This is a genomic window from Erythrobacter ramosus (genome assembly GCF_009828055.1).
In the GTDB taxonomy this organism is placed as follows: domain Bacteria; phylum Pseudomonadota; class Alphaproteobacteria; order Sphingomonadales; family Sphingomonadaceae; genus Erythrobacter; species Erythrobacter ramosus.
Window position 1 is genome coordinate 589918 of record NZ_WTYB01000001.1, and the last position, 12560, is coordinate 602477.

Here is a 12560-nt window from a genome sequence, read left to right on the forward strand (position 1 = left end):
TGGACGCTTGGGCGCTAGGTTCCAAGTGACAAATGTTGCAACCTGAGTTGCTCGGCAAGCATCCGCCCATCCTCGCCCGCCGCGCGCCGCTCGGCCAAGGCCGGTGACCCCCGGCGCTTGGCGAGTTTTTCGCCATCTGCGCCGAGCAATAACGGGTGGTGATGCCAGCGCGGCACCGGGAGCCCGAGCAGGGCTTGCAGCGTGCGGTGCACGTGGCTCGCTGCAAACAGATCGGCCCCGCGTGTGACCAACGTCACCCCATCCGCCGCGTCGTCGAGCGTCACGGCGAGGTGGTAGCTGGCGGGCAAATCCTTGCGCACCAGCACGACATCGCCAAGGCCGGAGAAGTCGACCACTTGCGGCCCCGCGAGCGCGTCGTCCCAGGTCAGCGGGCCGGTCTCCGCCATCGCCTTGGCCGCGTCGAGCCGCCAAGCTGCTGGGCATGAAGAGTCAGGTGGTTGGCGCTTGCAGGTGCCGGTGTAGATGAGGCCATCCGAGCCTTCCATCGCCCCGGCTTCCTGGATTTCCTTGCGGGTGCAGGTGCAGGGATAGATGAGCCCCCGCGCTTTCAGCGCCTCGGCGGCGGCGGCATAGCTGGCGAGCCGCGTCGATTGTGCGGGCACTTCGTCCCATGCCAGCCCGAGCCATTCCAGATCGCGGCGGAATTCATCGGCCAGTTCGGGGCGAGAGCGCGGGCCGTCGATATCTTCGATCCGCAGCAGAAACCGCCCGCCGCTTTCTCCCGCCAGATCATGCGCGATAATGGCGCTCAAGGCATGGCCGAGATGCAGCCGCCCGTTGGGGCTGGGCGCAAAACGGGTCACATGCGGCACACGGTCGGGCATCGCCGCCCCATGCCACAGGACATATTCTTTCGCTATCCACAGGTCGTCCACAGGGTCCGAAACGCTCGGCCCTGTGGATACCCACCCTGTAACGGGTTTGACTCTTTGCCATGCCACGTCAGGATGCACGTCAATCAGGGAGGAACGCAAACCGTGTTCAATGCCGAACTGATCGAAAGAGTTGCCCGGTTCCGCGGGGTTGATGAAGACCCGACGCGTAACCTGTCTGCGTGCCCGGCGCTGGTGCTCAACGCCGATTACACCCCTTTGTCCTATTACCCGCTGAGCCTGTGGCCGTGGCAGACCGCGATCAAGGCGGTGTTCCTCGACCGGGTGGACATCGTCGCCAGCTATGACCGCGAGGTGCACTCGCCCAACTTCGACATGAAAATCCCGAGCGTGATCGCGCTCAGGCAATATGTGAAGCACTCCGAATTTCCGGCCTTCACCCGCTTCAACGTGTTCCTGCGCGACCGCTTCCAGTGCCAGTATTGCGGCAGCACCGAGCATCTGACCTTCGACCACGTGACCCCGCGCCGACTCGGGGGACGCACCACGTGGGAGAACATCATCACCGCCTGCGCACCGTGCAACATGAAGAAGGGCGGGCGGACGCCCAAGCAGGCCGCGATGCCCGTTCACCAGACGCCGATTCGCCCGACCAGCTGGCAATTGCAGCAGCACGGCAAGCTGTTCCCGCCCAATTTCCTCCACGAAACCTGGCGCGACTGGCTGTATTGGGACGTCGAGCTCGAGGCTTAATCGCGCTGACGCGGGCCTGTTTCAACGCGCCCAGAGCGCCTCGCGCCGGCTGCGACTGATACGCAGCGTGGCGCGGTTGTCGCCGAGCCGACGCTCATAGGTGAAGCCGTCAGTGGCCGGATCGTCCCACAGGGCAGGCGTCATCGGCTCGCCTTCGGATGACAGCCACGCGCCACCCTCGGCAAAGCCAGTATAGGCAGCGAGGTGACGCGTGCGCTGGGCGGCCAGCGCGGCGACATGATCCTCAAGCGCAACGTCGCGCCGTTCCCACACCACCGGCATATCCTGACAATAGGCGTTGTTGTTGCCGTGCTGGGTGCGGCCGAATTCATCGCCCGCGGTGAGCATGATCGTGCCGGTCGAGGCAAACAATGTGCCGAGCAGCGCGCGCAGATCGGCGGCGCGGCGGGCAAGCACTTGCGGGTCGTCAGTCGGCCCTTCGATACCGCAATTCCACGAGTGGTTCTCCCCATGACCGTCGCGATTATCCTCGCCATTGGCGTGGTTATGGCGCTGTTCGTAGGCGACCGTGTCAGCAAGGGTGAAACCGTCATGCGCGGCGAGGAAATTGATGCTGCGGCAGTCGGCACCGAACAGATCGGACGAACCCGCTATGCGGGTGGCGAGCGCCCCCACTCCCCCGGTCCCGCGCCAGAACCGGCGGACATCGTCGCGGAAGGTGTCGTTCCATTCGAACCAGTTGGCCGGGAAGCGCCCTAGCTGGTAGCCGCCGGGGCCGATGTCCCACGGCTCGGCGATCATCACCCGGTCGGCGAGGCGCGGGTGGGCGGCGAGCTCGGCGAAGATCGGGGCGTGGGGGTCGAACCCCGGCCCGCGGGCGATCACGGGGGCGAGGTCGAAGCGGAAGCCATCGATGCCGCAGTGACGCACGAAATGGTCGAGCGTGTCGATCATCAGCCGCCGGACCGCCGGGTTCGCAAAATCGAGCGTGTTGCCGCATCCGGTGTCATTGATCAGCGTGCCATCCGCGTTGCGGGCATAGGCGGCGGGGTCCAGCCCGCGCAGGGACAGCGTGCCGCCGTGAATGTCGCTCTCGCCCGAATGGTTGAACACGAGGTCGAGGATCACGCCGATCCCGGCTTGGTGCAGCGCCGCTACCGTGTCGCGTAGCTCAGCCACCCCGCCCGGACACAGTCCCGGATCGAGCGCCATCATCGCGACCGGGTTGTAGCCCCAGTGGTTCGTCAGGCCGAGTGGCGGCAGGTGACGCTCGTCGATCCAGGCGATGATCGGCATCAGCTCGATGGCACTGACATGGAGCTTTTTGAGGTGCGCAACAACCGCCGGATGGGCGAGTGCGGCGATGGTGCCGCGCTGCGCCTCGGGCACATCGGGATGGAGCGCCGTGAACCCCGCGACATTCAATTCGTAGATCAGCCCGCCGCGCTGGAACCGGGGAGGAGCCAGCGGCACCTCCGGCAGCGGCCCTGTCACGATGGCGCGCGGGACGATGTTGGCGGTGTCTTCGCCAAATTGCGCGAGGCGGGGGTGCTGAGTGAAGCGGCGGTCGAGTTCCAGCGCATAGGGATCGACCAGCAGCTTGGCCGGATCAAACCACAGATTGTGGTGCGGCTCATAGGCTCCGTGTGCGCGGTAGCCATAACGGGTGCCGGTCAGGTCGCCGGGCAGTTCAAGGGTCCACGCCTCATGCGCGCGGGTCATCGGGTGGCGGGTCTCAGCCTCGCCATCGAACAGGCACAGGTCAACGGCTTCGGCGAGCGGTGCGCGCACGGTAAAGCGGGTCACGCCGCCCGCGATATGCGCGCCCAGTGCCTGGGTCACGTCACCACATCAGGCGCGGTGCGGCCGGTGTGCGCCGCGATCCCGGCAATCGCCTCTGCCGCGGCGATCAGATCGGCGAGCATCGCGGGGGTTTCCTCGGCCAGCCTTCCGTCGGGCGCCTCATAGCGTTCGAGATAGACCCGCAAGGTCGCGCCTTCCGTCCCCGTTCCCGACAAGCGGAATACGATCCGCGATCCGCAGGCGAACATCACCCGCACGCCCTGATTGCGGCTTTCCGAGCCATCGACCGGATCGACATAGGCGAATTGATCGGCGGCAGCGACGGTCAGCGATCCGAAGCTCTGCCCCGGTAGGCCCGGCAGTGAAGCCTCCAGCGCCGCCATCAGCACGTTGGCCTTGGCCGTGTCGATCGCCTCGTAATCGTGGCGGGCATAGTAATTGCGCCCGAACCGCGCCCAGTGCTCGGTGGCGATCTGCATCACCGGCTTGCCCGTTACCGCGAGGATATTGAGCCACAGCAGCACCGCCCACAGCCCGTCTTTCTCGCGCACATGATCGCTGCCGGTCCCAGCGCTTTCCTCGCCGCAGATCGTGGCCTTGCCAGCGTCGAGCAGCGTGCCGAAGAACTTCCACCCCGTTGGCGTCTCCCACGCCGGAATGCCCAGCGCCTCGGCCACCTTGTCCGCCGCCGTGCTGGTCGGCATTGAGCGGGCAATGCCCTTCAGCCCGCCCGCATAGGCCGGCGCGAGGTGTGCGTTCGCCGCCAGCATCGCCAGCGAGTCCGAAGGCGTGATGAAAACGCCCCTGCCGATGATGAGGTTGCGATCCCCGTCCCCGTCCGACGCCGCGCCTATGGTCGGGGCGGCGGGGGACATCATCAGGCCATAAAGCTCAGCCGCGTGGACAAGGTTCGGGTCGGGGTGATGCCCGCCGAAATCCTCCAGCGGGACGCCATTGCGGACAGTGCCTGCGGGGAAGCCCAAGCGACCTTCGAGAATCTCCCTCGCATAGGGCCCGGTCACCGCATGCATCGCATCGAAGGCCATGGTCAGCGCGCCGCTGGCCACGGCGGCGCGGATCGCGGGGAAATCGAACAGCTCTTCCATCAGCGCGGCATAATCGGCCACCGCGTCGATCACCTCGACAACCATCCCGCCGACATGGCTGGTGCCGATGCGATCGAGATCGACCGCGTCGCCGCCTTCGACCATCAGCCAACGGTCGATGGTCTGGGTCCGGGCGTAGATCGCCTCGGTCACGGCCTCGGGCGCGGGGCCGCCGTTGGCGATGTTGTACTTGATGCCGAAATCCTCGTCCGGCCCGCCGGGGTTGTGGCTGGCCGAGAGGATCAGCCCGCCGCTCGCGCCATATTTGCGGATCACGTGGCTTGCCGCAGGGGTCGAGAGGATGCCGCCCTGCCCCACCAAGACGCGGGCATAGCCGTTGGCCGCCGCCATTTGGATCGCGCGCGCAATCACCGTGCGGTTGTAGAACCGCCCGTCGCCGCCGATCACCAGCGTGGAGCCTGCCGGTCGTTCCGCCACATCGAACACAGACTGGATGAAGTTTTCGGCATAATCCGGCTGCTGAAATACCCGCACCTTCTTGCGCAGGCCCGATGTGCCGGGCATCTGGCCGTCGAACGGCGTGGTCGCGACGGTGGTGGTCATCCCTGTTCCTCAAGCAACTGGCGGTAGAGCCCGGCATAGGCAGCGCCGCTCGCTCCCCACGAAAAGTCCGCCCGCATCCCGTTTTTCTGGAGCCGCTTCCACTGCGCTGGTTGCGCGTAAAGTGCGACCGCACGGCTCACCGCCATGGCGAGCGCGCCGTGGCTGACTGTGTTCATCTGGATGCCGGTCGCTACCCCTGCGGCCAGCGCGGCGGGGTTGGCGTCAATCACCGTATCGGCGAGGCCCCCGGTGCGCGAGACGACCGGCACACAGCCATAGGCGAGGCCGTAAAGCTGGGTCAGCCCGCAGGGTTCGAACCGGCTCGGGATCAGGATCGCATCCCCGCCGCCCTGCAAGCGGTGCGAGAGGCCCTCGTCATAGCCGAGCTTCACGCCGATCCGCCCCGGATGGCGCGCGGCGGCGGCGAGGAAGGCATCGGCAATCTCCGCATCGCCCGAACCGAGCAGCGCCAGCCGCCCGCCGATCCCGACGAGGTGGTCGAGCACGGTTTCGAGCACATCCATACCCTTCTGCCAGGTGAGCCGGCTGACCACCACGAACAGCGGACCATCGTCCCGGTCGAGCCCGAATTCCTGCTCCACAGCGCGCTTGTTCTTCGCCCGCGCGGCCAGCTTTACGGCGGTGTAATTGGACGCAAGATGCGGATCGCTCGCCGGGTTCCATTCCGCCGTGTCGATGCCGTTCAATATGCCGTGAACGCGGTTCGAGCGCGCCAGCACCAGCCCCTCCAGCCCCATCCCGAATTCGACCGAGCGGATCTCGCCCGCATAGGTCGGGCTGACAGTGGTGATCGCATCGGCGAGCTGCATCCCGGCCTTGAGGAACCCGACCCCGCCATAGCTTTCGACGCCGTCAACCGTCCATGCCTCGGCCGGCAGGGCGAGCTGCGGGAAAATGTCGGCGGGGTAGTAGCCCTGAAACGCCATGTTGTGGATGGTGATGACGCTCGGCACCGCCCGCCCGCCCTTCAGCGGCGCGAGGCGCAGATAGGCGGGCACCAGCCCGGTCTGCCAGTCATGCGCATGGACAAGATCGAAGCTGCGGCCCTTCACCGCCCCGCCCGCAATATCGGCGGCGGCGCGGGCGAAGGCGGCGAAGCGGCGCCAGTTGTCGTCCCAATCCCGGCCCGCAGCGTCCGAATATGGCCCGCCCTCGCGCGCGAACAGCGCAGGCGCATCGAGCACCAGCAGCGGATAGCCGCCGATTTTGCCCACCAGCAGCCGCGCTTTCTCGCCCAGCAGCGCGTCCCACGTATGCACCGCTTTCGCCTTGCCGAGCGCCTTCAGCACGGCGGGATAACCGGGGATGAAAGTCGTCACCTCCACGCCTTGCGCCGCCAAGGCGGCTGGCAGCGCGCCCGCCACGTCGGCAAGCCCGCCGGTCTTGACCAGCGGCACCGCCTCAGACGCGACCGACAGGACTTTCATCGCCATGCTTACCGCCCCCTGTTGCTACAGCTTTGCCATCATGTCGCGTGTGACGAGCACCACGCCTTTCTCCGACACGCGGAAACGCTGCGCATCCAGCACCGGGTCTTCGCCGATCACCATGCCTTCGGGGATGCGAACGCCGGAATCGATGATCACCTTGCTGAGTTTCGCCCCGCGCCCAATGTTGCAATAGGGCAGGATCACCGCTTCGCTCACGTTGGAAAAGCTGCCGATCTTGACCCCGGTGAACAACAGGCTGCGGCGCACTTCCGAGCCGGAAATGATGCAATCGCCCGACACCAGCGAGGATACGGCAAAGCCGCGCCGTCCGTCCTCGTCATGCACGAACTTGGCAGGCGCGGCCACGACCGCATCGGTCCAGATCGGCCAGTCGCGGTCATAGAGGTTCAATTTGGGCACGGTGTCGGTGAGGTCGAGGTTCGCCTCGAAATAGGCATCCAGCGTGCCGACATCGCGCCAATATTCCTCAATCTCCTCAGCCGCACGGATGCAGCTGTTGGTGAAGCGGTGGGCGACCGCTTTGCCGTGCTTGACGATGTAGGGAATGATGTCCCCGCCAAAGTCGCGGCTGGAGGCCGGATCGTCGGCATCGCGGCGAAGCTGCTCAAACAGGAACTCGGTGTTGAAGACGTAAATCCCCATCGAAGCGAGCGCCATGCCCTCGTCCCCCGGAATGCCCGGCGGGTCTTTGGGCTTTTCGATGAAGGCGGTGATGTTGTCCGCGCCGTCGACGTGCATCACGCCGAAGCCGGTCGCCTCCATGCGCGGCACCACCAGACAGCCGACCGTGACATTCGCGCCCGAATTGACGTGCTGTTGCAGCATCAATTCGTAGTCCATCTTGTAGATGTGATCGCCCGCGAGGATCACCATGTACTTGGGCGCGTGGGCGGCGATGATGTCGATGTTCTGGTACACGGCATCGGCGGTGCCTTCGTACCACTGGTTTTCCGACACGCGCTGACTGGCGGGGAGGATGTCGAAGCTTTCGTTGCGTTCGGGCCGCATGAAGTTCCAGCCGCGTTGCATATGGCGGATCAGCGAGTGCGCTTTGTACTGGGTTGCGACCCCGATGCGGCGGATGCCCGAGTTGATCGCGTTCGACAGCGCAAAGTCGATGATCCGCGACTTGCCGCCAAAATAGACCGCCGGCTTGGCGCGCCGGTCGGTCAGCTCCATCAACCGGCTGCCGCGTCCGCCTGCCAGCACATAGGCCATCGCATCACGCGCAAGCGGTCTGCCCGAAGTCCTCTCAATCATCTTTTTCTCTCCCCGTGGATCTGGCTTTTGCGCCTTCTTATCCTGTGAATTGCAGCATTATCGTGGCGAGCGGCGGCAGCACGATATGTGCCGCGCCGTCTGCGGCTGTTACTTGCCCCATGTTGCCCTTGCCGCTGCCGCCGTAGATTTCGGCATCGCTGTTGAGCACTTCGGCCCAGGTGCCGTCATGTGGCAGCGGCAGGCGGTAAGCCGTGTGGAGCGCGGGCGTCATATTGGCGATCACCGCCACCGGCGCCTCGCCCGGAGCCATCCGCAGCCATGCGAAGACCGAATTGTCGGCATCGTCTGAGATCAGCCATTGGAACCCCTCACCCTCGCAATCGCGGGCGTGGAGCGCGGGGGTGGTGCGGTAGAGGCGGTTGAGGTCGCAGATCAGGTCCGAAACCCCGCGATGTGCAGGCGCGTCCAGCAGCTCCCAGTCAAGGCTGCGCTCCTCGCTCCATTCGCGGCGCTGGGCGAATTCCTGCCCCATGAACAACAGCTTCTTGCCGGGATAGCCCCACATCATCGCATAGTAAGCGCGCAGGTTGGCGAATTGCTGCCAGTCATCGCCGCTCATCTTGCCGAGGATCGTGCCCTTGCCGTGCACCACCTCGTCATGGCTGAGCGGCAGGACGAAGTTCTCGGAGAAGGCATAGACCAGCCCGAAGGTGATCTCGTGATGGTGGTATTTGCGGTGGATCGGATCACGCGCCATATATTGCAGCGTGTCGTGCATGAAGCCCATGTTCCACTTGAACCCGAAGCCCAATGCGGTGCGCGGGCCTTCGTCGAAGGCAGGGTGGGAGACGCCGGGCCATGAGGTCGATTCCTCGGCAATGGTCATTACGCCTGCGTGGGAGCCATAAAGCGCGCGGTTGGTGGCGCGCATGAAGTCCACCGCCTCCCAATTCTCCCGCCCGCCTTCGGCATTGGGGATCCATTCGTCCGCTTTGCGCGAGTAATCGCGGTACAGCATCGAGGCGACCGCATCCACGCGCAGCCCGTCGACATGATATTGCTCGGCCCAGAACAGCGCATTGTTGACGAGAAACGACCGCACTTCCTTGCGCCCGAAATTGTAAATCGCGGTGTTCCAGTCGGGGTGGAACCCAAGGCGCGGGTCTTCGTGTTCGTAGAGAGCCGTGCCGTCGAACCGGGCGAGGCCGTGTTCGTCGACCGGGAAGTGCGCTGGCACCCAGTCGATCAGCACGCCCACCCCTGCGCGGTGCGCGCCATCCACAAAGCGTGCGAAGCCTTCCACATCCCCGAACCGGGCCGAAGGGGCATAGAGCCCGGTGGTCTGGTAGCCCCAGCTCGGATCATAGGGATGCTCGGAGACCGGCAGAAACTCAATATGGGTGAAGCCCATTGCGGTCACGTAAGGGATCAGGCGCGCGGCCATCTCATCCCAGGTCAGGAACCAGCCATTATCGTCGCGCTGCCACGAACCGGGGTGGACTTCGTAGATCGATATGGCCTCGCGCCGGGGATCGACGCTGGCCCAGTGCGCGCGGTGGGCATCGTCCCCCCACTCGCGCTTGCCGGGGGTGGCGACGATGCTGGCAGTCTTGGGGCGCAACTCGCTGGCGAAGGCGAAGGGATCGGCCTTCAAGGGCTGCACGGTGCCATCCGGGCCCGTGATGCGATATTTGTAGGCGGTGCCTGCGCCGATGTCGGGGATGAAGATCTCCCACACGCCGATATCGACGCGGCGGCGCATCATGTGCGCCGCGCCGTTCCAGCCGTTGAAATCGCCGACGAGGTTCACGCAGCGCGCGTTGGGCGCCCAGACCGCGAAGTGGACGCCGTCTGCGCCCTGATGGTGGATCACATGCGCGCCGAGCTTGTCGAACAAGCGCAGGTGCGTGCCCTCGGCAATCAGGAAGTCATCCATCGGGCCGAGCACCGGGCCGAAGCTGTAGGGGTCCGTCACCCACCATTCGTTGCCATACCCCCGGCAGCGATAGCGGATTGGCTTGGGCTTGCCGCGCACCTTGCCTTCGAACACCGCGCTCTCCACGCGGGTCATTGTGCCGAGCTTGCCGCCCTTGAGCGAATACGCCTCGGCTTCTTCCGCCCCGTGCAGGATCGCGCGGGCGAAGGTGCCTTCCGGCCCTTCGTGCGGGCCAAGCAGCGCAAACGGGTCGGCATGAGTGCCGTCCAGCAGCGCAGCAATGGCCTCTGGCGGGGGCTTCACAGCACGCCCCAGATCTCGCGCGCATATTCGCCAATCGTGCGATCGGACGAGAACCAGCCGACATTGGCGATGTTCATGATCGCCGACTTGCGCCACGCCGCCCGGTCACGCCACCGGCCATCGACCTCGCGCTGTGCGGCGGCATAGGCATCGAAATCGGCCGCGACCATGAACCAGTCGGAGCTGTAATGCGCGTCCATCAGCCCCTTGTAGCGGTCTGGCTCGTCCGGGCTGAACACGCCATTGGCGATGGAGTTGACCGCCTGCGCCAATTCGCGCGAGCCTTCGATCACGGCGCGCGGGTTGTAGCCATCGGCCCGCTGAGCGGCGACTTCCTCCGCCGTCATCCCGAAGATAACGATGTTCTCGCGGCCGACCCGATCCATGATCTCGATATTCGCGCCATCCAGCGTGCCGATGGTGAGCGCGCCGTTGAAGGCAAACTTCATGTTGCCGGTGCCCGACGCTTCCATCCCGGCGGTCGAGATTTGTTCGGAAAGGTCTGCCGCCGGAATGATCCGTTCGGCCAGACTGACGTTGTAATTGGGGACGAACACCACCTTCAGCAATTCACCCACGCTGGGGTCGCAATTGATCCGCTTGGCGATGTCATTGGCGAGTTTGATGATCAGCTTGGCGTTGTGATAGGTCGGCGCGGCCTTCCCGCCGAAGATCTTCACCCGCGGTACCCAGTCACGTTCGGGATGGCTGCGGATCTGGTCATAGAGCGCGACCGTTTCGATCAGATTGAGCAGCTGGCGCTTGTATTCGTGGATGCGCTTGATCTGCACATCGAACAGCGCGTCTGGATCGAGCCGGATACCGGTCAGTTCGCGCAGGTGGTTCGACAGATCGACCTTGTTGGCGCGCTTGATCTCGTCAACCCGCTCCCCAAAAGCGGCATCGCCCGCAAATTTCGACAGGCTGGCAAGCTGCTCGGCCTCGGCCATGAAGCCACTGCCGATGCCTTCGCGGATCAGGCTGGTGAGGCGCGGGTTCGACTGGTGCAGCCAGCGGCGCGGGGTCACCCCGTTGGTCTTGTTGTTGATCCGGTCGGGGTAGAGCTGGTGGAGATTGGCGAACACCGTCTGCTTCATCAGATCGGTGTGCAGCGCGGCGACCCCATTGACCGAATGCGCGCCAACAAAGGCGAGGTTCGCCATCCGCACGCGCCGCTCACCATGTTCGTCGATCAGCGATATCGCGGAGATGGCCGCATCATCGAGCCCAGCCTTGCGCGCCTCGCGCAGCACCTTGGCGTTGATCGCATAGACGATCTGCATGTGGCGCGGCAGCAGCCGTTCGAACAGGGGCAGCGGCCAGCTTTCCAGCGCTTCGGGCAGCAGGGTATGGTTGGTGTAGCCGATCGTGGCGCGGGTGATGTCCCATGCTTCGTCGAAGTCCAGCCCATGCTCGTCCTTCAGCAGCCGCATCAGCTCGGCCACCGCGACGGAGGGGTGCGTGTCGTTCAGCTGGATCGCCGCCTTGTCGGGCAGGGTGCGGATGTCGCCGTAATATTGCACGTGGCGGCGGACGATGTCCTGAATGCTGGCCGACGAGAAGAAGAACTCCTGCCGCAGCCGCAATTCCTGCCCCGCCGGGGTCGAATCCGCCGGGTAGAGCACCCGCACCAGACTATCGGCGCGCACCTGCCCGGCGAGCGCTCCGGCGTGGTCGCCCGCATTGAAAGCGTCGAGCTGGATCGGGTCCATCGCATTGGCGGTCCACAGCCGCAGCGTGTTGACCCGCTTGCCCTGCCAGCCGACCACCGGGGTATCGACCGCGGTCGCTTCGATCTTTTCGCCCGGGGTCCAGCGGATCTTGCCCGCATCGCTCGTCACCTCGCCGCCAAAGCCGACGAGGTAGGAGCTTTCGCGCCGCTCGAACTCCCACGGATTGCCATGGGCGAGCCAGGTTTCGGGCAGTTCGACCTGCCAGCCTTCGTCGATCCGCTGGCGGAACATGCCGTTGATGTAGCGGATGCCGTAGCCGAAGGCAGGGATGTCGAGACTGGCGAGGCTTTCCATGAAGCACGCCGCCAGCCGCCCCAGTCCGCCATTGCCGAGCGCGGCGTCAGGCTCCAGCTCCTCGAGCGCCGCCAAGTCGAGGCCATGTTCGCGCAGCGCCTGCTCCATCTCGCGCGTCACACCGAGGTTCGACAGCGCATCGCGCAACAGCCGCCCGATCAGGAATTCGAGGCTGAGATAATAGACCCGCTTGGCCCCTGCTTCATGCGCGCGGGAGGTGGAGGCGAACCAATTGTCGATGATGTCATCACGCAAGGCGAGCACGGCGGCATTGTACCAGTCATGCGGCTTGGCCGCGCGTTCGTTCTTGCCGACGCGGTGGCGCAGGGCGCCGACGATGCGGGCTTCGAGTTCCTGAACCTTGCCGTTCGGGCCAATTGTCACGCGGCGCATACTCCTTATGGTGCCCACAGGGGCTGGGGTTGGCGGTGTGCCTGCACGATGACGCCAGCACTTAGACGGTTGCCCGCTTGCCCCCCGGCTGTGGGTACCACACTAATCAGGTGCGCCGGTGTGCAGCAATCGCAGAAGTGACGCCACAATCGTATTCATGCGCATGA

General features: G+C 65.2%; 8 protein-coding genes. 1 reads left to right on the top strand and 7 read right to left on the bottom strand.

Annotated features, from left to right (window positions below):
• Positions 1-14: 14 nt before the first annotated feature.
• Positions 15-845: a tRNA glutamyl-Q(34) synthetase GluQRS gene (gluQRS, locus tag GRI59_RS03025; RefSeq protein ID WP_160759711.1), complete on the bottom strand. Its 831-nt coding sequence runs from the start codon at positions 843-845 to the stop codon at positions 15-17.
• Positions 846-998: 153 nt separating this feature from the next.
• Between gluQRS and GRI59_RS03030 the strand changes: the two genes are divergently transcribed.
• Complete coding sequence (locus tag GRI59_RS03030; protein ID WP_160759712.1) at positions 999-1607, top strand: HNH endonuclease; 609 nt, start codon at positions 999-1001, stop codon at positions 1605-1607.
• A gap of 21 nt (positions 1608-1628) precedes the next feature.
• Here the strand turns inward: GRI59_RS03030 and glgX are convergent, their stop codons facing one another.
• From glgX to GRI59_RS03060, 6 genes are read right to left on the bottom strand one after another with little or no spacing between them, the layout of a single operon-like run.
• Entirely contained in the window at positions 1629-3410 is a 1782-nt protein-coding gene (gene glgX, locus GRI59_RS03035) for a glycogen debranching protein GlgX (RefSeq protein WP_160759713.1), read from the bottom strand.
• Positions 3407-5041 carry an alpha-D-glucose phosphate-specific phosphoglucomutase gene (locus GRI59_RS03040; protein ID WP_160759714.1) on the bottom strand — a complete coding sequence of 545 codons (1635 nt, stop codon included), beginning with the start codon at positions 5039-5041 and terminating at the stop codon, positions 3407-3409. Before GRI59_RS03040 ends, glgX begins: the two co-directional genes overlap by 4 nt.
• The gene (gene glgA / locus GRI59_RS03045; protein ID WP_160759715.1) at positions 5038-6495 is read right to left on the bottom strand and encodes a glycogen synthase GlgA; all 1458 of its coding nucleotides are present in this window, start codon (positions 6493-6495) and stop codon (positions 5038-5040) included. Before glgA ends, GRI59_RS03040 begins: the two co-directional genes overlap by 4 nt.
• Positions 6496-6513: 18 nt before the next feature.
• Complete coding sequence (glgC, locus tag GRI59_RS03050; protein WP_160759716.1) at positions 6514-7773, bottom strand: glucose-1-phosphate adenylyltransferase; 1260 nt, start codon at positions 7771-7773, stop codon at positions 6514-6516.
• Positions 7774-7810: 37 nt separating this feature from the next.
• Positions 7811-9973, bottom strand: a complete 2163-nt coding sequence (gene glgB, locus GRI59_RS03055) for a 1,4-alpha-glucan branching protein GlgB (protein WP_160759717.1) — start codon at positions 9971-9973, stop codon at positions 7811-7813.
• Complete coding sequence (locus GRI59_RS03060) at positions 9970-12384, bottom strand: glycogen/starch/alpha-glucan phosphorylase (RefSeq protein ID WP_337190221.1); 2415 nt, start codon at positions 12382-12384, stop codon at positions 9970-9972. Before GRI59_RS03060 ends, glgB begins: the two co-directional genes overlap by 4 nt.
• Positions 12385-12560: the final 176 nt, after the last annotated feature.

What these genes read in the sequence shown, in the direction of transcription:
- GRI59_RS03040 (WP_160759714.1), bottom strand. Translation starts at nt 5,041, where the DNA reads ATGACCACCACCGTCGCGACCACGCCGTTCGACGGCCAGATGCCCGGC.
- glgC (WP_160759716.1), bottom strand. Translation starts at nt 7,773, where the DNA reads ATGATTGAGAGGACTTCGGGCAGACCGCTTGCGCGTGATGCGATGGCC.
- glgA (WP_160759715.1), bottom strand. Translation starts at nt 6,495, where the DNA reads ATGGCGATGAAAGTCCTGTCGGTCGCGTCTGAGGCGGTGCCGCTGGTC.
- gluQRS (WP_160759711.1), bottom strand. Translation starts at nt 845, where the DNA reads ATGCCCGACCGTGTGCCGCATGTGACCCGTTTTGCGCCCAGCCCCAAC.